General features: G+C 73.6%; 18 protein-coding genes. 8 read left to right on the forward strand and 10 right to left on the reverse strand.

From position 1 onward, the window contains the following. Positions 1–39: 39 nt before the first annotated feature. Genes Srubr_RS19110 through Srubr_RS19130 form a run of 5 tightly spaced genes read right to left on the reverse strand, consistent with a single transcriptional unit; the run spans position 40 to position 5,293 of the window. A complete protein-coding gene (locus Srubr_RS19110) occupies positions 40–912 on the reverse strand; it encodes a glycosyltransferase family 2 protein (RefSeq protein ID WP_189999896.1) in 873 nt (290 codons plus the stop codon). Between the two features lie 8 nt (positions 913–920). Next, the gene (locus Srubr_RS19115; protein WP_189999890.1) at positions 921–1,700 is read right to left on the reverse strand and encodes a CDP-alcohol phosphatidyltransferase family protein; all 780 of its coding nucleotides are present in this window, start codon (positions 1,698–1,700) and stop codon (positions 921–923) included. Beyond that, positions 1,678–2,739 carry an iron-containing alcohol dehydrogenase family protein gene (locus tag Srubr_RS19120; protein ID WP_189999891.1) on the reverse strand — a complete coding sequence of 354 codons (1,062 nt, stop codon included), beginning with the start codon at positions 2,737–2,739 and terminating at the stop codon, positions 1,678–1,680. Before Srubr_RS19120 ends, Srubr_RS19115 begins: the two co-directional genes overlap by 23 nt. Further along, a complete protein-coding gene (locus Srubr_RS19125; RefSeq protein ID WP_203855040.1) occupies positions 2,727–3,479 on the reverse strand; it encodes a phosphocholine cytidylyltransferase family protein in 753 nt (250 codons plus the stop codon). The genes Srubr_RS19120 and Srubr_RS19125 overlap by 13 nt, the downstream gene beginning before the upstream one ends. Then, entirely contained in the window at positions 3,476–5,293 is a 1,818-nt protein-coding gene (locus Srubr_RS19130; RefSeq protein ID WP_189999308.1) for a DUF5941 domain-containing protein, read from the reverse strand. Before Srubr_RS19130 ends, Srubr_RS19125 begins: the two co-directional genes overlap by 4 nt. 572 nt (positions 5,294–5,865) lie before the next feature. Between Srubr_RS19130 and Srubr_RS19135 the strand changes: the two genes are divergently transcribed. Beyond that, complete coding sequence (locus tag Srubr_RS19135) at positions 5,866–6,807, forward strand: cation diffusion facilitator family transporter (protein ID WP_189999309.1); 942 nt, start codon at positions 5,866–5,868, stop codon at positions 6,805–6,807. A gap of 201 nt (positions 6,808–7,008) precedes the next feature. Beyond that, on the forward strand, positions 7,009–7,602 hold the full coding sequence (gene idi, locus Srubr_RS19140; protein ID WP_189999311.1) for an isopentenyl-diphosphate Delta-isomerase: 594 nt from the start codon (positions 7,009–7,011) through the stop codon (positions 7,600–7,602). A gap of 9 nt (positions 7,603–7,611) precedes the next feature. On the opposite strand, the gene Srubr_RS19145 is transcribed toward idi, so the two are convergent. Further along, entirely contained in the window at positions 7,612–8,106 is a 495-nt protein-coding gene (locus Srubr_RS19145; protein ID WP_189999389.1) for an ATP-binding protein, read from the reverse strand. Positions 8,107–8,365: 259 nt separating this feature from the next. Here Srubr_RS19145 and Srubr_RS19150 point away from each other — a divergent pair, with 259 nt between their 5' ends. The 4 genes from Srubr_RS19150 to Srubr_RS19160 all read left to right on the forward strand — a co-directional run bounded on the left by Srubr_RS19150 (position 8,366) and on the right by Srubr_RS19160 (position 12,684). Further along, positions 8,366–9,121, forward strand: a complete 756-nt coding sequence (locus Srubr_RS19150; RefSeq protein ID WP_189999313.1) for an enoyl-CoA hydratase/isomerase family protein — start codon at positions 8,366–8,368, stop codon at positions 9,119–9,121. Positions 9,122–9,320: 199 nt separating this feature from the next. Continuing rightward, positions 9,321–9,452, forward strand: coding sequence for an LPFR motif small protein (locus tag Srubr_RS41455; protein WP_268253357.1), 132 nt, complete (start codon positions 9,321–9,323; stop codon positions 9,450–9,452). 104 nt (positions 9,453–9,556) lie between these two features. After that, a complete protein-coding gene (locus Srubr_RS19155) occupies positions 9,557–11,998 on the forward strand; it encodes a Tex family protein (protein WP_189999316.1) in 2,442 nt (813 codons plus the stop codon). Between the two features lie 110 nt (positions 11,999–12,108). Beyond that, positions 12,109–12,684 carry a DinB family protein gene (locus Srubr_RS19160; protein WP_189999317.1) on the forward strand — a complete coding sequence of 192 codons (576 nt, stop codon included), beginning with the start codon at positions 12,109–12,111 and terminating at the stop codon, positions 12,682–12,684. Here the strand turns inward: Srubr_RS19160 and Srubr_RS19165 are convergent. After that, positions 12,681–14,318, reverse strand: coding sequence for an ABC-F family ATP-binding cassette domain-containing protein (locus tag Srubr_RS19165; protein ID WP_189999319.1), 1,638 nt, complete (start codon positions 14,316–14,318; stop codon positions 12,681–12,683). The genes Srubr_RS19160 and Srubr_RS19165 overlap by 4 nt on opposite strands. Positions 14,319–14,466: 148 nt before the next feature. Here Srubr_RS19165 and Srubr_RS19170 point away from each other — a divergent pair, with 148 nt between their 5' ends. Further along, positions 14,467–15,381, forward strand: a complete 915-nt coding sequence (locus tag Srubr_RS19170) for an FAD-dependent oxidoreductase (protein WP_189999390.1) — start codon at positions 14,467–14,469, stop codon at positions 15,379–15,381. Between the two features lie 512 nt (positions 15,382–15,893). Here the strand turns inward: Srubr_RS19170 and Srubr_RS19175 are convergent. Beyond that, positions 15,894–17,840: a Xaa-Pro dipeptidyl-peptidase gene (locus Srubr_RS19175; RefSeq protein WP_189999321.1), complete on the reverse strand. Its 1,947-nt coding sequence runs from the start codon at positions 17,838–17,840 to the stop codon at positions 15,894–15,896. A 179-nt stretch (positions 17,841–18,019) separates the two neighbouring features. On the opposite strand from Srubr_RS19175, the gene Srubr_RS19180 reads away from it, so the two are divergent. Beyond that, positions 18,020–19,507, forward strand: a complete 1,488-nt coding sequence (locus Srubr_RS19180) for a M1 family metallopeptidase (RefSeq protein ID WP_189999323.1) — start codon at positions 18,020–18,022, stop codon at positions 19,505–19,507. Between the two features lie 131 nt (positions 19,508–19,638). On the opposite strand, the gene Srubr_RS19185 is transcribed toward Srubr_RS19180, so the two are convergent. Both Srubr_RS19185 and Srubr_RS19190 read right to left on the reverse strand, forming a co-directional pair. Further along, positions 19,639–20,556, reverse strand: a complete 918-nt coding sequence (locus tag Srubr_RS19185; RefSeq protein WP_189999325.1) for an adenosine kinase — start codon at positions 20,554–20,556, stop codon at positions 19,639–19,641. After that, on the reverse strand, positions 20,553–21,041 hold the full coding sequence (locus Srubr_RS19190) for a macro domain-containing protein (protein WP_189999327.1): 489 nt from the start codon (positions 21,039–21,041) through the stop codon (positions 20,553–20,555). Before Srubr_RS19190 ends, Srubr_RS19185 begins: the two co-directional genes overlap by 4 nt. Between the last annotated feature and the right edge of the window lie 13 nt (positions 21,042–21,054).

A 21,054-nucleotide genomic window follows, 5' to 3' on the forward strand; every position in this document is an offset into this window, starting at 1 on the left:
GCCGCGCGCGGCGGCACCGGCCCGTCGGGGACGAGCTTGTCAGATGACCGGCGGGCGGCCCAGTCGGGTGAGTCGCCATACCGTACGCCAGCGCATCGGGCGGCGGGGACCGCACGGTGTGGACCAGCCTTCCCGGAAGCCGCCGAACCACGCTTTCAGGGCCGGTCGCGAGGGGCGGCGCGCCAGGGTGAGCAGCAGCCAGACCCCGAGGTAGACCGGGACCAGGGGGGCGGGCAGGTTGCGGCGGGCGAGCCAGACCCGGTTGCGGGCGACCATGCGGTGGTAGACGGCGTGCCGCGACGGCGCGGTCGTCGGGTGGTACAGCACCATGTCGGAGCGGTAGTCGATCATCCAGCCCGCGTCCAGCGCCCGCCAGGCCAGGTCGGTCTCCTCGTGCGCGTAGAAGAACTCGTCGGGCAGGACGCCGACCTCCGCGAAGACGCGGGTGCGCACGGCGTTGGCGCCGCCGAGGAAGGTGGTGACCCGGGAGGAGCGCATCGGGTCGGAGGCGCGCAGCCGGGGCACGTGCCGGCGCTGGGTCTCGCCGGTGTCGGGGTCGGCGATGCGGAAGCTGATGATGCCCAGCTCGGGGTCCGCGGCGAAGGCCTCGCGGCACAGCTCGGCGGTGTCGTGGCGGGCGAGCAGGCCGTCGTCGTCGAGGAAGAGCAATATGTCGACATCGCGGCCGCCGGGCCCGAAGGCCTCTATGCCGACGTTGCGCCCGCCGGGGATGCCCAGGTTCTCGGGCAGCTCCAGGGTCCGCACGCCCTCGGGCACCTCCGGGACGGGCGAGCCGTTGCCGACGACGACGACCTCGACCGGGTCGCCGTCCTGCTCGGCGACGGAGTCGAGCAGGGCCCGCAGCTCCTCGGGCCGGTTGCCCATGGTGATGACGACGGCACCGACCTTCATGGGCGCGCTCACTTCAGCCTGCTGGAGGCGAGGATGGACACCAGGTGCAGCAGGGTCTGCAGCAGGGCGATGCCGGCCAGCACGGCGGTGCCGAGACGGGTGAAGAACAGGTCGCCGCGGGCCTGGTCCACGATCGCGAGGACGAGGATGAGCAGCGAGGCCTCGATGCCGAGGATCAGCCGGTGGAACTTCAGCGCCGAGGCGGCCCGCCGGGCCAGCGCCATGCCGGAGGAGCGCGGCTCGGACGCGGCCTCCTGCACCGGGGGCTTGCCGGTCTGGTGCCGGGCGACGCCGACCAGGTCGGTCTCGGCCTTGATCAGGATGGCGCCGAGCGCGGCGAGGGTGCCGAGGAAGGCCCACAGCCAGTCGATCCGGCCGGTGCCCCACAGGTCGGCGGCGCGCAGGCCGAGGCCGACCAGCACGGCAGCGTCGGTGAGGTAGGCGCCGACCCGGTCCAGGTAGACCCCGCCCAGCGAGTACTGCTGCTTCCAGCGGGCGACCTCGCCGTCGACGCAGTCCAGCAGCAGGTACAGCTGGGTGGCGACCACGCCGAGCACCGCGCCCGTGATCCCCGGCACCAGCAGGGCCGGGGTCGCGAGCACGCCGCAGACGGTCATCAGGTACGTGAGCTGGTTGGGCGTGACCCTGGTGTCGACCAGGTAGCGGTCGACGCGCAGGGACACCTCGCGCATGTAGAGGCGTCCCGCCCAGTGCTCACCGCTGCGCCGGTCCTTCACCCCCGCGGGGTGGACGACCGGACGGAGTTCAGCTACCGATGGCCTTGACATAGTCGGCGTAGATGTCCTTGATCTGGTTCGTCTTGAGGTCGAGGTGTTCGAGGATCGTGTAGCGGCCGGGCCGGGTCTCCGGGGCGAACTGGACCGCGCGGACGAACTCGTCCACGGTGAAGCCGATCTCCTCCGGCAGGACCGGGAGCCCGTGCCGGCGCAGCACCTCGGCCATGTACGCCGACTCCTCGTGGGCGCCGCGCAGGTACATCGCGAAGGCGGCGCCGAGGCCGCACTGCTCGCCGTGGGCGGCGGCGCGCTTGGGGTAGAGCAGGTCGAAGGCGTGGTTGATCTCGTGGCAGGCGCCGGAGGACGGGCGGGAGTCGCCCGACACGGACATGGCGATGCCGGTGAGGACCAGCGCCTCGGCCAGCACCTGGAGGAAGCCGTCGTCGCCGACCCCGCCGGGGTGGCGCAGCACGGCCTCGCCGGCCTGCCGGGCCATGGCGGCGGCCAGGCCGTCGACCTTCTCGCCGTTGACCTGGTGGGACAGCTCCCAGTCGGCGACGGCGGAGATGTTGGAGATGGCGTCGCCGATACCGGAGCGGACGAACCGGACGGGTGCCTCGCGGATCACGTCGAGGTCGATGATGACCGCGATCGGGTTGGGCACGCCGTAGGAGCCGCGACCCGCGTCGTTGTCGAGGGTCGCGACCGGTGAGCACAGGCCGTCGTGGGCGAGATTGGTGGCGACGGCGACCAGCGGCAGGCCGACGCGGGAGGCCGCGAACTTGGCACAGTCGATGATCTTGCCGCCGCCGAGGCCGACGACCGCGTCGTAGTGGCCGGCCTTGATGTCGCCCGCCAGCCGGATGGCGTCGTCCAGGGTGCCGCCGCCGACCTCGTACCAGGTGGCGCCGGGCAGGGTCGGGGCGATGCGCTCGCGCAGCCGGGCCCCGGAGCCGCCGCTGACGGCGATGGCGAGCCGGCCCGACTGCGAGATGCGTTCGTCGGCGAGGACACAGGCCAGGTCGTCCAGGGCACCCGGGCGGATGTCCACGACGACCGGCGAGGGAATCAGCCGCGTCAGTACCGGCACGCGATCTCCCGTCCCCGGGCGAGGTCGTCGTGGTTGTCGATCTCGACCCAGTCGACCTCGCCGATCGGCGCCACGTCGATGCGGAAGCCGCGGTCGACCAGCTCCTGGTACCCGTGCTCGTAGAACTGCTGCGGGTCCGTCTCCCAGACCGTCTTCAGCGCGTCCGCCAGCTCCGGCGCCGCGTCGCCCTCGATCAGGGTCACACCGATGTACTCGCCGGTGGCCTCCGCCGGGTCCATCAGCTTGGTGATCTTCGTCATCCCCTTCGCGGGGTCGACGACGACCTTCATCTCCTCGTCGGCCAGCTTCTTCACCGTGTCCACGGCGAGGATGATCCGCTTGCCCTCACCCCGGGCGGCCAGCAGCGCCTTCTCCACGGAGACCGGGTGCACGGTGTCACCGTTGGCGAGGATCACCCCGTCACGCAGCGCGTCCCGGCCGCACCACAGGGAGTAGGCGTTGTTCCACTCCTCGGCCTTGTCGTTGTCGATCAGGGTGAGCTTCAGGCCGTACTTCGCCTCCAGCGCCGCCTTGCGCGCGTAGACGGCCTCCTTGCGGTAGCCGACGATGACCGCGACCTCGGTCAGCCCGATCTCGGCGAAGTTGCCCAGCGTCAGGTCCAGGACCGTCGGTTCGCCCTCCACACCCTCGGGCCCCACCGGCACCAGCGCCTTGGGCAGCGTGTCGGTGTAGGGGCGCAGACGCCGTCCGGCGCCGGCCGCCAGCACGAGGCCGATCATGCGGTTTCTCCTTCATCGTGTACGGCGGGCGCCCCGGCGGACACCCAGAAGCGGACGCTCTCGACGAGCACCACCAGGGCGATGGCCACGGCGAGAACCGTGAGCGCGGCCTTGAACTGCGCGGCGGTGAGCACGGCGGCCAGGACGGTGAGGAGCAGCGTCCGCCCCTCCTGCCCACCGATGACGCGCACCAGCCAGGCCGGGGACGCTCCGGCGTTGCCGCGGATGCGGTACACCGTGTCGTAGTGATGGTAGGCGACGGCCGCCACCAGCCCGAAAGCGGCGGGAAGGGCTCCGTTCACCCCCGCTTTACCGGCGAGGGCGAGAACCGTGCCGTACTCGGCGGCCCGGAACACCGGCGGGACCAGCCAGTCCAGGGCGCCCTTGAGTGGACGGGCCACGGCGAGCGCCGAGGTGAGGACGTAGACCAGGGCCCCGGCCACCGGGAGGGCGCCGCCGAAGTCGGTGAGGGCGGAGCAGGCCACGACCGCGGCGCCGCCCAGCAGGGCGACGGCGGGCACGGCGAGACCGGGCAGGCCGCGCCGGAACACCCGGCGGACCGCGTTCGCCAGCGGCCCGGAGTCGGCGAGGTCGGCGAGCGCCCGGGCGGCCCGGTCGGTGCGCCGGGCCCGGCGGGTCACCGAGCGCAGCACCCGGCCGGCCGTGGTGTACGCCGCGGCCAGGGCGCAGCCGACGAGCAGGGCGTAGAAGGTGATGCGCGGGGTGGTGGCCGCGGTGAGGACCGCGATCATCGCCCAGCGTTCGCCGATCGGCAGCACGATCATGCGGCGCACCCAGACCGTCCAGCCGACGCTGTCGAGCTTGTCGGAGAGGGCCGCGGTGGGGCTGGTGTTGGCGGTGGCGTCGTGGTTGGCCTCGTTGAAGGAGAAGTCGACCACGTGCCGGCAGGTCTGCAGGACCATCGCGCCGAGGGCGAGCGCCCAGACGTCGTCGCCGCCGCGGGCGGCGCCGAGGGCGAGGCCCGCGTAGTAGGCGTACTCCTTGGCCCGGTCGAAGGTGGCGTCGAGCCAGGCGCCGAGGGTGGAGTACTTCAGCGCGTAGCGGGCGAGCTGGCCGTCGGTGCAGTCCAGCACGAAGGACGCGATGAGCAGCACGCCGGCCGCGACGAAGCCGCCCCGGGTGCCGGTCGCCGCGCAGCCGGCCGCGATCAGCGCGGTGAGCAGCGAGGCCGTGGTGACCTGGTTCGGGGTCAGGCCGCGGCGGGCGCACCAGCGGGCGATGTAGCGCGAGTAGGGGCTGATGAAGAACGTGGTGAAGAAGCCGTCGCGGGACTTCACGGCCGACTTCAGGCGGACGGCCTCCTCGTCGACGGCGGCGACGGCCCGCCGGGCCTCCTCCCGTGCCCCCGGCTCGGCGGGCACGGTGGCGACCAGGCTGCCCAGCTCGGGCCGGTGCACCGCGCCGCCGTCGTCTTCCAGGGCGCCGGCGACGCGGTCGGCGAGGCTGTCCACGGCGAGCGCGGGGGCGCCGCCCTCGGCCGAGCGGGCGGGCGCGGAGGTCGCGCGGGCCACGGCCCGGGTGAGGGCCTGCCGGGCGGTGGGCTGGGCGGTGACGGCGCCGGGTACGGCGGCGAGCGGGAAGCGCGGGTCGGTCAGGCCGAGGCGCAGGGCGTGCGGGTGGCCCACGAAGCGGGCGTCGACCAGGGCGACGCGCCGGTCGGCCGGCACGGCGGCGAGCAGCGTCTCGGTCTCGGCGGCGTCGGCGGCCACGCGCACGTCGAAGCCGAGGGACCGCAGATCGTTCTCCAGTGACGATCCGGGGACCGGCTGACCGGTGACGATGGCGGTCGACAACCGAACTCACTCCCTGGGTGCCGGCGCGGCGCCGGTCTGCTGCATGGTGGGGCGCCCCGGCCTGCGGCACCGGGCGGCATGTCGGCAGAGGCTATCGGATGGGCCGGAGCCCGCGTTCACCGGCCGTTCACGGCCCGGCCCACCGGGGCTGACCCGGCCTTTGCCGCGATCATCATCAGGGATTCGGGGCCCCGCCCACAAACCCGTGGAGCAGACCCGGGCAACCGGGACACCGGGCGACGAGGACACCGGGTGACGAGGACACCGGGCAACCAGGACATCGGGCGACGAGGACGTCGGGCAACCGGAACGCCGGGCTGTCGCGCCGGCGGCGCCGGGTCCGCCCCGGCGCGTCCGGCACCGCCCGTGGCGGGCGCCCGCGCCGGGGAGGCGACCGTGACGGAGGGCGGCCGACCCGGTGACGCGCTCCGCCGAGCGGGCCCGAAGCCCGCTGACCTGCGCAAGGTTTCCGCAGGTCACAGCACATGACAACGGTGTTCAGTGCCGCGTTGCCAATACCCCCCGCCCGTAGTTCACTGGCCCCCCGGGCAGACGGACGGAAGGCGGTAGTCATGGGGGCAGGGCACGACCACGGGCACGCGCACTCCCACGCGCCGGCCCCGGGTACGGCCACGGCCGCCTACCGCGGCCGGCTGCGCGTGGCGCTGGGCATCACGCTCACGATCATGGTGGTGGAGATCGTCGGCGGCCTGGTCGCGGACTCGCTCGCGCTGATCGCGGACGCGGCGCACATGGCGACCGACGCGGTCGGCCTCGGCATGGCACTGCTGGCGATCCACTTCGCGGGCCGCCCGCCGAGCGCCAACCGCACCTTCGGCTACGCGCGCGCGGAGATCCTCGCGGCCCTGGCCAACTGTCTGCTGCTGCTCGGGGTCGGCGGATACGTCCTGTACGAGGCGGTCCAGCGGTTCGTCGAGCCCGCGCCGACCCGGGGCGGACTGATGATCGTGTTCGGTCTGGTGGGCCTGGTCGCGAACTCCGTCTCGCTGCTGCTGCTGATGCGCGGGCAGAAGGAGAGCCTGAACGTGCGCGGCGCGTTCCTGGAGGTGGCCGCGGACGCGCTGGGCTCGGTGGCGGTGCTGGTGTCGGCGGCGGTGATCCTGGTCACCGGATGGCAGCCGGCGGACCCGGTCGCCTCCCTGGTCATCGGGCTGATGATCGTGCCGCGCACACTGAAGCTGCTGCGCGAGACGCTGGACGTGCTGCTGGAGGCGGCCCCCAAGGGCGTCGACATGGCCGAGGTACGGGCGCACATCCTGGCGCTGGACGGCGTGGAGGACGTGCACGACCTGCACGCCTGGACCATCACCTCGGGCATGCCGGTGCTGTCGGCGCACGTGGTGGTCAGCTCCGAGGTGCTGAACGCCATCGGGAACGAGAAGATGCTGCACGAACTCCAGGGCTGCCTCGGCGACCACTTCGACGTGGAGCACTGCACGTTCCAGCTGGAACCGGGCGGGCACGCGGAGCACGAGGCGCGGCTCTGCCACTGACGGCGCGGGCGGGCGGGCCGGCGCCGCCCGACCACACCTCGCCGCCCAGGGTGCCCCGGCCGGTTTCCCCGGGCGGGGGCCGGGCACGATGGGCTACCGGGTCCGGTGCCGGTGCCGCGCCGCGCGGAGAAGCGGGGCGTGCCCGGGGCGCCGGATCCGTACGGCAGACTGGGGAAGCTGGGACCGAAGCGAAGGATGCGTATGCCGATCACACCCGCCACCGCGACGCACGGCTCGTCGGAGGACACCGCAGAGGCGATCTTGCTGGAACTGGTCGACGAGAACGGTGTGACGATCGGCACCGCGGAGAAGCTCGCCGCGCATCAGCCGCCGGGGCGGCTGCACCGGGCGTTCTCGGTGTTCCTCTTCGACCCGCGGGGGCGGCTGCTGCTCCAGCAGCGGGCGCTCGGCAAGTACCACTCCCCCGGTGTGTGGTCCAACACCTGCTGCGGTCACCCGTACCCGGGCGAGGCGCCGTTCGCGGCGGCGGCCCGGCGCACCCACGAGGAGCTCGGTGTGTCGCCGTCGCTGCTCGCGGCGGCCGGCACGGTCCGCTACAACCACCCGGACCCCGCCTCGGGCCTGGTGGAGCAGGAGTACAACCACCTGTTCGTCGGCCTGGTGCAGGCGCCGCCCGCGCCGGATCCGGAGGAGGTCGCCCAGACCGTCTTCGTGACGGCGGACGAGCTGGCCGAGCGGCACGCCCGGGACCCGTTCTCGGCCTGGTTCATGACCGTACTGGACGCGGCCCGGCCGGCGATCAGGGAGCTGACGGGCCCGACCGCCGGCTGGTGAGCCGGCCCGCTACGACAGCGCCGGGGGCTTGAGCGGCAGGGCGGCCCAGACCACCTTGCCGCCGCTTGCGGTGTGCTCCACGTCGACCACCCCGCCCGCCTCCCGGGCCACCTCGCGGACCAGGAGCAGTCCCCGGCCGCCGGTCCGGCCGTGGTCGGCCTCCAGGGGGGTGGGGCGGTAGGGGTGGTTGTCCTCCACCGACACCCGCACCCACTCGGCTCCCACGGCCACCTCCACGGCGAGCACCGGCGACAGCAGCGCCGCGTGCCGCACCGCGTTGGTGACCAGCTCGGTGACGATCAGCAGCAGTCCGTGCACCAGGTCGTCGGAGGCCGGCACGCCCTGGCGCAGCAGCAGGTCGCGTACCGCGTGCCGGGCCTGCGGCACCGAGGCGTCCACCGCGGCGGCGCTGAACCGCCAGACGCCCTCGTACGGCAGGGGGCCCGGCGGCCGTGCACCGTCCCCCGCCGGGCACGGGCCGTGTCCGTGCCCGCGGTCGTCCATCGTCCGGTCGCCGTCCTCGCGCTCGATTGTCACCACACGTCGAGTGTTGGTAACGATGCGCTGCCGCCCGGATACCTGAACACAAGTCAGCGGGTATCGAACGCTTTCTGACCGACCGCGTCTGACCTGGTCGTGGGCGGGACTGTTCCTGTTTCTCCGGGCGCCGGTTCGCGAACTAGTCGGGTTGTACGGGTTTGCCCGGCCGTGCCGCCCGCTCCCTCCGGCCGCGCCCCGCGGCGCCTCCGCTACGATCCGCCGCATGGCCCCCCAGCTGTCCCATCACATCGCCGGTGCCGTCGCCACCGTGGTGATCCGTCATCCCGCCAAGCGCAACGCCATGACGGCCGCGATGTGGCGGGCCCTGCCCCCGCTGCTGGACACCCTGGCGGCCGACCCGGACGTCCGGGCGCTGGTGCTGACCGGCGAGGGCGGCACCTTCTGCGCGGGCGCCGACATCAGCACGCTCCAGGGCTCGCCGGAGGAGGCCCAGGGGCTCGCGGTGGCGGCCGAGGAGGCGCTGGCCGCGTTCCCCAAGCCGACCGTCGCCGCGGTGCGCGGGCACTGTGTGGGCGGCGGGGCGCAGTTGGCGGCGGCCTGTGATCTGCGGCTGGCGGAGGAAGGGGCGCTGTTCGGGGTGACCCCGGCCCGGCTCGGCATCGTCTACCCGGCCTCCGCCACCCGCCGGCTGGTGTCCCTGGTGGGCCCGGCCACCGCCAAGTACCTGCTGTTCACAGCCGAGTTGATCGACGCCGGGCGGGCGCTGCGCACCGGTCTGGTGGACGAGGTGCTGCCCGAGGGGGAGCTGGACAAGCGGACCGCGGAGCTGACCGGGGTCCTGGTGTCCCGCTCGCAGCTCACCCAGGCCGCCGCCAAGGAGTTCACGGCCGGCCGCACCGACCGGGACGCCCACTGGGCGGCTCGGGCACGCGAGAGCGGCGAGACCGCGGAAGGGGTCGCCGCGTTCCTGGAGCGCAGGCAGCCGCGCTTCACATGGACGACGTCCACGGCGGACTGAGGCGCGGCTCGCGTTCGTACGGCCGGGCCGTACGGTGGCCGGACCGTACGGTGGCCGGCCGGTCACGCTCCCGACGGATTGCCCTGGCCGTGGTCCGTCGTCGCGTGGTTCCCGGACCGTGGTCCGTCCTCCCGTGGTTTCCCGGGCCGTTGTGCGGTACCCGGTGGGCGACAGTTCCCCGACGAGAGGAGACCGTGCCGTGTTCCGTGCCCTCGCAGACGTACTGCGGCAGATCGGCGGAGCCGTCGCGACGGTGGTCACGCTGCCGTTCCGGGCGCTCGCCCGGCTGTTCGGCGGAGCCTCCTCCACCGCGCGCGGCAGCCGGGCCTGACGTCCCCGGGCCCGGCGCCCCGCCGGGCGCCGCCCTGATCCCCGGTCGCCGGCGTCACCTGCCACAATTGCCGCGCAACCCCAGTGGAGAAGGCGGTACGGGACGTGACCACACCCGGGTCCCTCGGAGCAGGGTCCATCGAAGGCAGGATCGCCGAGGAGCTCGGCGTACGGGAGCGGCAGGTCAAGGCCGCGGTCGAGCTGCTGGACGGCGGCTCGACGGTGCCCTTCATCGCGCGCTACCGCAAGGAAGCGACCGAGATGCTCGACGACGCGCAGCTGCGCACGATCGAGGAGCGGTTGCGCTATCTGCGGGAGCTGGAGGACCGGCGGACGGCGATCCTGGAGTCGGTGCGGGAGCAGGGCAAACTCACCGAGGAGCTGGAGGCGCGGATCCGCGGCGCCGAGACCAAGGCGCGGCTGGAGGACATCTACCTGCCGTACAAGCCCAAGCGGCGCACCAAGGCGCAGATCGCGCGCGAGGCGGGTCTGGAGCCGCTCGCGGACGGGCTGCTGGCCGATCCGACGGTGGAACCGCGGGCCGCGGCCGCCGCGTTCGTGGACGCGGACAAGGGCGTGGCCGATCCGCAGGCCGCGCTGGACGGTGCCCGGGCGATCCTGACCGAGCGGTTCGCCGAGGACGCCGACCTGATCGGCGAGTTGCGCGAGCGCATGTGGGTGCGCGGGCGGCTCGCCGCGAAGGTGCGCGAGGGCAAGGAGGAGGCGGGCGCCAAGTTCGCCGACTACTTCGACTTCGCCGAGCCGTTCACCGAGCTGCCCTCGCACCGGATCCTGGCGATGCTGCGCGGGGAGAAGGAGGAGGTCCTGGACCTCGTCCTGGAGCCGGAGGAGCCCACCGAAGGGCCGTCGTCGTACGAGGGCGTCATCGCGTCGCGGTTCGGGATCGCCGACCGGGGCCGCCCGGCCGACAAGTGGCTGACGGACACGGTCCGCTGGGCCTGGCGCACCCGGGTCCTGGTGCACCTCGGCATCGATCTGCGGCTGCGGCTGCGCACGGCCGCCGAGGACGAGGCGGTGAACGTGTTCGCGGCGAACCTGCGGGACCTGCTGCTGGCCGCGCCGGCCGGCACCCGCGCCACGCTCGGCCTCGACCCGGGTTTCCGTACGGGCGTGAAGGTCGCCGTGGTCGACGCCACCGGCAAGGTCGTCGCCACGGACGTCATTTACCCGCACGTGCCGGCCAACAAGTGGGACCAGGCGATCGCCACGCTCGCGCGGCTGGCGAAGGAGCACGCGGTCGAACTGATCGCGATCGGCAACGGCACGGCCTCCCGCGAGACCGACAAGCTCGCCGGTGAACTCATCGCGAAACACCCGGAGCTGAAGCTCACCAAGGTGATGGTGTCCGAGGCGGGCGCGTCGGTGTACTCGGCGTCGCAGTACGCCTCGCGGGAACTGCCGGACCTGGACGTGTCGCTGCGCGGCGCGGTGTCCATCGCGCGGCGTCTGCAGGACCCGCTGGCCGAGTTGGTGAAGATCGATCCGAAGTCCATCGGGGTCGGCCAGTACCAGCACGACCTGTCCGAGGTGAAGCTGTCCCGTTCCCTGGACGCGGTCGTCGAGGACTGTGTGAACGGCGTCGGCGTCGACGTCAACACCGCGTCCGTGCCGCTGCTGTCGCGCGTGTCGGGCATCTCCGCCGGGCTGGCCGAGAACATCGTGGCGCACCGGGACGCCAACGGTCCCTTCACCTCCCGCGCGGAGCTGAAGAAGGTGGCGCGGCTCGGTCCGAAGGCGTACGAGCAGTGCGCGGGCTTCCTGCGCATCCGGGGCGGCACGGACCCGCTGGACGCCTCCAGCGTGCACCCGGAGGCCTACCCGGTGGTGCGCCGCATGGTGAAGACCACGGGCCAGGAGGTGGCGTCCCTCATCGGCAACACGGGGGTGCTGCGCTCGCTCAGGCCGGCCGACTTCGTGGACGACACCTTCGGTCTGCCCACCGTCACCGACATCCTCAAGGAGCTGGAGAAGCCGGGCCGCGACCCGCGTCCCGCCTTCAAGACGGCCACCTTCAAGGAGGGCGTGGAGAAGATCTCCGACCTGTCCGCCGGAATGGTCCTGGAGGGTGTGGTGACGAACGTGGCCGCGTTCGGCGCGTTCGTGGACGTCGGCGTCCACCAGGACGGCCTGGTGCACGTGTCGGCGATGTCCAAGTCGTTCGTGAAGGACCCGCGCGATGTCGTCAAGCCCGGTGACATCGTCAAGGTGAAGGTCCTGGACGTGGACATCCCGCGCAAGCGGATCGCCCTGACGCTGCGGCTGGACGACGAGGCGGCCCCGCAGGGGCAGGGCGGCGGCCGGCCGCAGCGCGGCGGTGCCCGCCCGCCCCAGCAGCGGCAGGGCGGCGGCCAGGGACAGGGCCGACGGCAGGACGGCGGCCAGGGACAGCGGCAGGGCGGTGGCCAGGGGCAGCGGCAGGGCCGGGGCGGTGGCGACCGCGGCGGGCGCCAGGCGCCGGCGCCCGCCAACAGCGCGATGGCGGACGCCCTGCGCCGCGCGGGGCTGCTGGACCAGAAGAAACGCTGACGCGACGGGTCCGGGGCCGGGCGGTGTCTCCGCCCGGCCCCGGATAACCCGTGGACAAAGATCGCCTGATAACCCGTGGACAAAGATCACCTGATCGTCAGACTCGTCGCATGACAGGATCAGATCCCAAAGCCGACCTTCAGGTGTACCTCCAGGACGCGCGCGACGTGCTGCTCTGGAAGCTCGACGGCCTCGCCGAGTACGACATCCGGCGCCCGCTGACGCCCACCGGCACCAATCTGCTGGGCCTGGTCAAACACCTGGCGGGTGCCGAGGCCCTGTACTTCGGCGCGGCCTTCGGCCGGCCCTTCGCCGGTACGCCCCTGTGGGTGACGGGTGACGCCGAGCCGGACTCGGACCTGTGGGCGCGGGCCGACGAATCCCGTAAGGAGATCACCGCGCGGTACCGGCGGGCCTGCGCGCACGCGGACGAGACCATCGCGGCCCTCCCCCTGGACGCGGTCGGCCGACTGCCGGGCGGGGCCGGGGAGATCACGCTGCACCGGACACTGACCCACATGGTCGCCGAGACCCAGCGGCACGCCGGTCACGCCGACATCGTGCGCGAGCTGATCGACGGTGCCGTGGGCCAGCGACCGGACAGCCTCAATGTCGCGCCCCACGACCCGGAACACTACGGCCGGGTCGAACGGGCGGCGAAGGAGGCCGCCACCGACGGGAGTTAACGCTCCGTCACCTTGCCGTCCGCCACCTCCAGGCGCCGGGTCACCCGGACCGCGTCCAGCATGCGCCGGTCGTGGGTGACCAGCAGCAGGGTGCCCTCGTAGGAGTCGAGGGCCGACTCCAGCTGCTCGATGGCGGGCAGGTCCAGGTGGTTCGTGGGCTCGTCGAGGACCAGCAGGTTGACGCCCCGGCCCTGGAGCAGGGCGAGGGCGGCGCGGGTGCGTTCGCCCGGGGAGAGGGTGTCGGCGGGCCGCAGGACGTGGTCGGACTTCAGGCCGAACTTGGCCAGCAGGGTGCGGACCTCGACCGGCTCGGTGTCGGGCACGGCCGCGCGGAAGGCGTCCAGCAGGGTCTCGGGGCCGTGGAACAGCCGCCGGGCCTGGTCGACCTCGCCGACCAGCACACCGGAACCGAGGGCCGCGTGCCCGGAGTCGAGCGGGATCCGCCCCAGCAGGGCGCCGAGCAGGGTGGACTTGCCGGCGCCGTTGGCACCCGTCACCGCGATCCGGTCGGCCCAGTCGACCTGGAGCGACACCGGTCCGAAGGTGAAGCCGACGCGCCGCACCTCGGCGTCCCGCAGGGTCGCCACGACCGCGCCCGAGCGCGGGGCGGAGGCGATCTCCATGTGCAACTCCCACTCCTTGCGGGGCTCCTCGACCACCTCCAGGCGCTCGATCATGCGCTGGGTCTGCCGGGCCTTGGCGGCCTGCTTCTCGCTGGCCTCGCTGCGGAACTTGCGGCCGATCTTGTCGTTGTCGCCCGCCTTGCGGCGCGCGTTCTTCACGCCCTTGTCCATCCAGGACCGCTGTGTCTGGGCGCGTTCCTGGAGGGCGGCCTTCTTGTCGGCGTACTCCTCGTACTCGTCGCGGGCGTGCCGACGGGCCACCTCGCGCTCCTCCAGGTAGGCCGCGTAGCCGCCGCCGTAGAGGTTGATCTGCCGCTGGGCGAGGTCGAGTTCGAGGACCTTGGTGACCGTGCGGGTGAGGAACTCGCGGTCGTGGCTGACGACGACCGTGCCCGCGCGCAGTCCGGTGACGAACCGTTCCAGGCGCTCCAGGCCGTCCAGGTCGAGGTCGTTGGTGGGCTCGTCCAGGAGGAAGACGTCGTAGCGCGACAGCAGCAGGGAGGCGAGGCCGGCGCGGGCCGCCTGGCCGCCGGACAGGGCGGTCATCGGCTGGTCCAGGTCCACCGCCAGGCCGAGCGAGCCGGCGACCTCCTCCGCGCGGTCGTCCAGGTCCGCGCCGCCGAGGCCGAGCCAGCGCTCCAGGGCGGTGGCGTAGGCGTCGTCGGCGCCGGGCGCGCCGTCGACCAGTGCCTGGGTGGCCTCGTCCATGGCCCGCTGGGCGGCGGCGACACCGGTGCGGCGGGCCAGGAACTCCCGCACGGTCTCGCCGGGCCGGCGCTCCGGCTCCTGCGGCAGGTGGCCGACGGTCGCGGCCGGCGGGGACAGCCTCAGCTCCCCCTGCTCGGGCGGGGTGAGTCCGGCGAGCATCCGCAGCAGGGTGGACTTGCCCGCGCCGTTGGCGCCGACCAGCCCGATCACGTCGCCGGGCGCGACGACCAGGTCGAGCCCGGAGAACAGGGGCCGGTCGCCGTGCCCGGCGGCGAGGTTCTTGGCAACGAGGGTGGCAGTCATCAGGACGCCGATCCTAACGGCGCCCCGCTCCGGCCCCGGCCACGTGCGCGGCCGTCACCGGGGCCGGGGGCACGCTCCTCCCCCGGTCTGCCGGGGTGGGCCGTACGGGGCCTATCGTCCTGGCGTGGACACTGAGCCGAGGGACGAAGTGATCGTGGTCGGGGGCGGGGTCGCCGGGCTGACGACGGCCGTGCTGCTGGCCGAGTCGGGGCGACGGGTACGGGTGTGGGCGCGGGAGCCGGCCGAGCGGACCACCTCCGCGGTCGCCGGCGGCCTGTGGTGGCCGTACCGCATCGAACCCGAGCCGTTGGTCGGGGCGTGGGCCCTTACGTCCCTGCGCGTGTACCAGGAGCTGGCGGCGCGGCCGGAGGAGACCGGGGTGCGCCTGGTCGACGGCGTCCACCACGGGGTGCGCCTCGCGGGGCTGGGCTCCTGGGCGGGCCGGGTGCCGGGGCTGCGGGCGGTGGCCGGGGGGCTGGCGGCGCGGCTGCCGGTGGCCGACATGCCGGTGCACCTGGCGTGGCTGCGGCGGCGGCTGGAGCGGGCGGCGGGCACGGTGGAACTCCGCGAGGTGGCCGACCTCGCGGCCGTGCCCGCCGCCGTGGTGGTCAACTGCGCGGGACTCGGGGCCCGTTCGCTGGTGCCGGACCCTTCGGTGCGTCCGGTGCGCGGGCAGCTGGTCGTGGTGGAGAACCCGGGCGTCACGGAGTGGTTCACCACCGTCGACGACTCCTCGGCCACGTCCACGTACGTCATCCCGCAGCCGGACCGGCTCCTGCTGGGCGGCACGGCCGAGGAGGACGACTGGAACCTGGAGCCGGACCCCCGGGCCGCCGCGTCGATCGTCGCCCGCTGCGCGTCGGTCCGTCCCGAGATAGCCGGCGCCCGGATACTCGCCCACCGGGTGGGCCTGCGTCCGGCCCGGACGGCGGTACGCCTGGAGCGACAGCTCCTGCCGGACGGGCGCGTCCTGGTCCACAACTACGGCCACGGCGGCGCCGGCGTCACGGTGGCGTGGGGCTGCGCACAGGAGGCGGCGAGGCTGGCGTCGCCGGCACCTTGAGCCCTCGTCACGGGCAGCGGGCAGGGGCGTTGCCGAGCGGCCGGGCCCCGGCGTCCCGGTCGACCGACCGGGCGTGAGCGAGGACCGACGATCCGGCTGGGCGGCTGGGCGGCTGGCGAAGGCAGGGTCCGGTGGCCCGGCCGAGCGGCTGGCGTGAGCGGGGACCAGCGGCCCGGCCGAGCGGCTGGGCGGAAGCCGGGGGCGGGGTTTCGGCTGGGCGCAAGCCGAGGCCGACGGGTGGGCCAAGTGCCGGCGAGGCCCGGCGGTTCGGCTGAGCGCAAGCCAAGATCGGTGGTCCGGCTGAGCGCAAGCGAGGGCCGGCGGTTCGGCTGAGCGGGAACGGGGCCGGCGTTTCGGCCGAGCCAGGCGGTAACTCCCCAGGGGCGCGGGGAACTGCGCGCCCGGCCCAGGACCGCCCGCGGCCGAACACGACGACCAGCCACCCCACCCCACAACCACCCGCACCCCAACACAACAACCAGCCACCCCACCCGCGCCGGGTTCCCGAACCGTCAGTCGACCGGCATGTGGAGACCGGCTCGCGGCGCCCTGACCCCGCCCAGCACCGTCGGCACGGGAGTCGCCGCCCCGCCCGACGTGGCGCGGGCGAACGCCCCCGCTCCGCCCACCAGCGGCACCTTCGCCGTCGTACGGGAAAGGTCCACGGTGAGGGTCGGCCGGGTGGACGGCGGTTCGAGGAGGTCCCTGTCCGTGCCCGCGATGATCAGCGCCAGCCGGTGCCCGGCGGGGACGACGTGGTCGGTGGCGCCCAGCCGGAGGGTCATCGTGTAGGCCTTGCCCGGGGTGAGGGGGACGCCCTTCGTCGCCGAGGCGTGGTGCCCGAGGTCGGCCCAGCCCCGGCTCACCACGGTGTAGCCGACGGCCGCGGTCCTGGCCCGGGTCTCCTTGTAGCAGGCGCTGTCCCCGGCCGTGCTCTCCCCCCAGCAGGTGCGCTCGGCGAGGGTGGTGATGCCCTCGGCGGGGTCGGCGTAGTCGCGGATGGTGTCCGGACCGATGTCAACCAGGACGGCGGACAGATGGGCGGAGGACGTGGTCGGGGTGGCGGTGACCGTCACCTCGGCGGAACCGGCCAGCCGGAGCGCGCGGGAGAGCGGCGCGGTGAGGAAACCCGCCTTCTCGGGGGTGGCCGCGGTGACGTGGGCGGCCCAGTCGGTCTCGCCCAGCCGCGGGTCGTCCGTGAAGACCGCGGTGCCGTGGGCCGGGCGCGGGCCGAGCGTGCCGACGCCCGCCTGGGGGCCCGGGGCCGGGTGCAGCACGGTGGCGCGGGTGCCGGCCGGGGGCCAGACGGGGGTGGTGACCCACTGGTCGGGGTGGCGCTCGACGTCGGCCATCGGCTCGCGGTCGACGCCGTTGTCGTAGCCGAGGAGTTCGTGGTCGAACCAGCGGTGCAGGGTGTCCACCCAGGCGCCGCGCCGGAAGTCGAACGGGTCGACGTGCCCGGTCTGGGACAGCCAGATCTTGCGCCGGACGCCGTGCCGGGCGAGGGCGTCCCACCACGGGCCGAGGTGCTGGGTGCGGACGTTGAGGTCCTGCATGCCGTGCACCGCGAAGACGCTGGCCCGGACCTCGGCCGCGTCCTTGACGTAGTCCCGCCCGGTCCACAGCGGAGTCCAGTCGCCGTTGCGCGGGCTGCCCTCGGCCAGCCTGCGCTGTACGGCCGCGCAGTGGGCGCGCGCGCCGGCGCTCTCGACACGGTCGGCGAGACGGTCGGGGCCGCCGGCGTAGAGGGGGGCTCCCTGGGCGAAGTAGTAGTCGTACCAGGAGGAGATGGCGCTGATCGGGACGATGGTCTTCAGGCCCTCGACGCCGGTGGCGGCGACGCCGTTGGCGATGGTGCCGTCCCAGCTCTTGCCGATCATGCCGGTGCGGCCGTTCGTCCAGCCGGCCCGCACGGGGGTGTCGCCGGTGCGGCTGGTGTAGGCCCTGGCGCGGCCGTTCAGCCAGTCGATGACGGCCTTCGCGGACCCGATGTCGGAGGGGCCGCCGATGTCCACGCAGCCGTCGGAGCGGTTGGTGCCGGCGAGGTCGACGCCGACGAAGGCATAGCCGCGCGGTACGAAGAAGTTGTCGTAGAACAGCGGCATCTGGACGACGTGGCCCTGGGCGTCGTACGTCTTGAGCTGGCTCTCGTTGCCTCGCCCGCAGCAGGAGTAGTACGGGCTCGCGTCCATGATGACCGGCACCTTACGGCCCTGCCGGGCGGGTTCGGCGGGCCGGACGATGTCGGCGGCGACGCGGTCGTGCCTCCCGTCGCCGTCCTCGTCGAGCCCGGTGTCGACCCATACGGACTCGCGGATCGCCTGGGCGTAGGAGTAGACGGGGGCGCTCTCCCGGGGCGCGGGCCGGGCGCCGGCCGGAGTGGGGAGAAGGGCCGTCAGGGTGACGACGGCGGTGGTGACGAGCGTTCTGCGGATCGCGGAGCGCGTGCGTGTCGGCATGCGCGGACGGTACTCCGGTCAACTCCCCTGAAAAAGAGGACTCTCCGGGCCACGTGACGGCTGAATGGCGATCATGTGACAGCAGGTGCCATGGACAGGTCAGGAGAGACAGGTAATGAATAGGGTGCGGAACAGAGCCTTTCCGAACGGACCCGTGGTCCTGACGACTTGGAGCTGACGTGCACCGCAGAATCATCGCGCCGGGCGCATTGGCGGCGGCCTCCGTCCTGCTGGCGATCCCGGCATCGGCCGCGAGCTACACCCCCGGAGCGCAGGGTATCGGCGACCCCTACTACCCGTACTACGGCAATGGCGGCTACGACGTCTCGCACTACGACCTGAGGCTGCAGTACCAGCCGAAGACGGACGAGTTGCAGGGCACGGCGACGATCGTGGCGAAGACCACCCAGGACCTGTCCCGCTTCGACCTGGACTTCCTGCTGGACGTGAGCGAGGTGCGGGTCAACGGCGTCAAGGCCGCCTTCACCACCTCCGGCGAGCACGAGCTGGTCGTCACCCCGAAGACCCCGCTGCCCAAGGGCACGCCGGTCACGGTCGTGGTCCGCTACAGCGGGGTGCCGTCGGCCAAGAGCGCCTACGGCTTCACCTCCTGGCACCGGACCCCGGACGGCGGGGTGGCCGCCAACGAGCCCGAGGCGGCCTGGTGGTGGTTCCCGAGCAACGACCACCCGACCGACAAGGCCACCTACGACGTGTCGGTGTCCGTCCCGGACGGCACCCAGGCCATCTCCAACGGCACGCTCCAGTCGACCAGTTCGAAGCTGGGCTGGACCCGCTACACCTGGCGGCAGAACAAGCCGCAGGCCACCTATCTGGCCACGCTCGCGCTGGGCAGGTTCGACATCACCACCGGCACCTCCGAAGGCGGGGTGCCCGTCATCAACGCCTACAGCAAGGACCTCGGCGACAACGCGGGCGCCGCGCGGGCCGGCCTGGAGCGCACCGGCGAGATCGTGGACTGGCTGAGCGGCTACTTCGGGCCGTATCCGTTCTCCTCGGCCGGCGGGTACGTGCCGAACACCACCACCGGGTACGCGCTGGAGACGCAGACCCGCGTCTACTACAGCCCGCGGCAGTTCGCGAACGGCGCCAACACCTCCCTGGTCGTGCACGAGCTGGCCCACCAGTGGTACGGCGACTACGTGTCGGTCAAGGGCTGGAAGGACATCTGGGTCAACGAGGGCTTCGCCCGCTACGCGCAGTGGCTGTGGTCCGAGCACGAGGGCGAGGGCACCGCGCAGGAGCTGGCCGACTACGTGTACGCCTCGCACCCGGCCGACGACGCGTTCTGGACGATCGCGCCGGGCGACCCCGGCCCGGACAACCAGTTCGCCGGCGCCGTCTACGACCGGGGCGCCCTCGCCATCCAGGCGCTGCGCAACGAGATCGGCGACGACGCGTTCTTCGCGATCCTGAAGGGCTGGCCGAAGGAGCACGCCTACGGCAACGCATCGGTGGCCGACTTCCAGCGGTACGCCGAGCGGGTGTCCGGCAAGCCGCTGGCCGGGCTGTTCGACACCTGGCTGTTCCAGCCGGTGAAGCCGGCCGCGCCGTCGGCCCGCGCCCTGGTGAAGACGGGCACGGCGGTGGCGCAGCCGAAGTCGTGGAAGAAGATCGAGGCGACGAACTCGGCGCACCAGCACTGAGCCGTGCGGCACGGGCACCGGTGTCTCGTGGCCGGCCGGGGCTCCGGCGCCGGCCGGCCCGAGCCGCCGGGGCTCCGCGCACCGGCCAGGGGCCCGGCCGCTGTGCCGCTGTCCTGGGGTCCCGCGGTGCCTCAGTGGCTCGGGGCGGCCGCCCGGCGCAGCAGCTCGTTCCGGCCTATCGCGTCGGCGCGGTCGGCCGGGACGGTGCAGGCGTGGGCGCCCGCGATCGCGCCGTACCGGGCGCAGCGCTCGGGCGGCTCGCCGGCGAGCCGGCCGTAGAGGAACGCGGCGGCGAAGGCGTCACCCGCGCCGTTGGAGTCCACCACCGGCGCGGGCGGGCGCGCCGCCGGTATCCGGGTCAGCGCGCCGTCGGCGAGCAGGTACGCGCCCTCGGCCCCGGCGGTGGCGACGACGGTCCGGGCGCGGCCGCGCTCGGCGATGCGCCGCATGGTCCGCTCGGGGTCGGCGAGGGCGGCGGCCGACAGGAAGACGACGTCGGCCGCGTGGGCGAACGCCTCGTGGTACGGGTTCTCGCCGTCCCAGTCGTGCAGGTCCGTGGAGAGCGGCACGCCGGTCTCGCGCAGCACGGGCAGGGCGTGGGCGCCGGGCTGGGTGATGGTCACGTGCACATGCCGGCTCGCGGCGGCCAGCGCCCGCAGGGTGGCCTCGGGGAAGCGGTCACCGGGGTGGCCGCGTGTGGTGTCGTACAGCGACAGGCGGCGGCCGTCCGGGCCGACGAGGTTGACCGCCCGCTTGGTCCCGGCCGGCTGCGGCAGCGCGGTGAGGGTGATGCCGTGCCCGGCGTGCAGGGCGCGGACGAGGTCGCCCTCGGGGTCGTCGCCGAGGAAGTCGAGGTGGTGGGTGCGCAGGCCCAGCGCGGCCAGCCCGAGGGCGACGAAGTCGCCGGTCTGCCCGGCGCGGGTGCGGATGCCCGAGTCGATCATGTAGCTGTCGGCGTACGGCAGGGGAAGCTCGGGCACCCGGACGATCGTGTCCACCCCGGCCCCGCCCAGCACCAGCACATCGCCCGCGCGCTCGGCCGCGGTCATGCCCCGTCCTCCCCGTGGTCGTACACCGTCACGGCGATCCCCCGCGCCGCCAGCCGGCCGGCGACGAGCGGCTCCATGCGGGACCACTTCCCGCCCGCCAGGCCGCAGCCTATCCGGGGCATGTGCACGGACGCGCCGAGCCGGAGTACCTCGTCGCCGAGGCGGGCGAGGGCGGTGTCGACGGCCTCGTAGCGGACGGGGACGCCCTTGCCGCCCCTCCTGATCCCCCGCTGGCCGACCATGTTGGCCACCCACACCCGGGGCTCGACGCGGACCAGCTGGATCGCGCCCAGACCGAAGTCGTTGTGCGCGCGGTCGCGGTGCCAGGCGCGGTACGCGGCCTCCGGTTCCCGCCAGCGCCGCGACAGCGCCAGGACGAAGCCCCTCCCCCAGCCGCCGGTGTCGTTGCAGACATGGGCGATCACCTTGGCGCCCTCGCCCGACGGCACGGTGGCGTCACCCCGGACATACATGATCTCCGCCATGACGCCACCGTAG

It is taken from the genome of Streptomyces rubradiris, from assembly GCF_016860525.1.
Lineage (GTDB): Bacteria > Actinomycetota > Actinomycetes > Streptomycetales > Streptomycetaceae > Streptomyces > Streptomyces rubradiris.

What these genes read in the sequence shown, in the direction of transcription:
- Srubr_RS19110 (WP_189999896.1), bottom strand. Translation starts at nt 912, where the DNA reads ATGAAGGTCGGTGCCGTCGTCATCACCATGGGCAACCGGCCCGAGGAG.
- Srubr_RS19115 (WP_189999890.1), bottom strand. Translation starts at nt 1,700, where the DNA reads ATGTCAAGGCCATCGGTAGCTGAACTCCGTCCGGTCGTCCACCCCGCG.
- Srubr_RS19125 (WP_203855040.1), bottom strand. Translation starts at nt 3,479, where the DNA reads ATGATCGGCCTCGTGCTGGCGGCCGGCGCCGGACGGCGTCTGCGCCCC.
- Srubr_RS19135 (WP_189999309.1), top strand. Translation starts at nt 5,866, where the DNA reads ATGGGGGCAGGGCACGACCACGGGCACGCGCACTCCCACGCGCCGGCC.
- idi (WP_189999311.1), top strand. Translation starts at nt 7,009, where the DNA reads ATGCCGATCACACCCGCCACCGCGACGCACGGCTCGTCGGAGGACACC.
- Srubr_RS19145 (WP_189999389.1), bottom strand. Translation starts at nt 8,106, where the DNA reads ATGGACGACCGCGGGCACGGACACGGCCCGTGCCCGGCGGGGGACGGT.
- Srubr_RS19150 (WP_189999313.1), top strand. Translation starts at nt 8,366, where the DNA reads ATGGCCCCCCAGCTGTCCCATCACATCGCCGGTGCCGTCGCCACCGTG.
- Srubr_RS19160 (WP_189999317.1), top strand. Translation starts at nt 12,109, where the DNA reads ATGACAGGATCAGATCCCAAAGCCGACCTTCAGGTGTACCTCCAGGAC.
- Srubr_RS19165 (WP_189999319.1), bottom strand. Translation starts at nt 14,318, where the DNA reads ATGACTGCCACCCTCGTTGCCAAGAACCTCGCCGCCGGGCACGGCGAC.
- Srubr_RS19175 (WP_189999321.1), bottom strand. Translation starts at nt 17,840, where the DNA reads ATGCCGACACGCACGCGCTCCGCGATCCGCAGAACGCTCGTCACCACC.
- Srubr_RS19185 (WP_189999325.1), bottom strand. Translation starts at nt 20,556, where the DNA reads ATGACCGCGGCCGAGCGCGCGGGCGATGTGCTGGTGCTGGGCGGGGCC.
- Srubr_RS19190 (WP_189999327.1), bottom strand. Translation starts at nt 21,041, where the DNA reads ATGGCGGAGATCATGTATGTCCGGGGTGACGCCACCGTGCCGTCGGGC.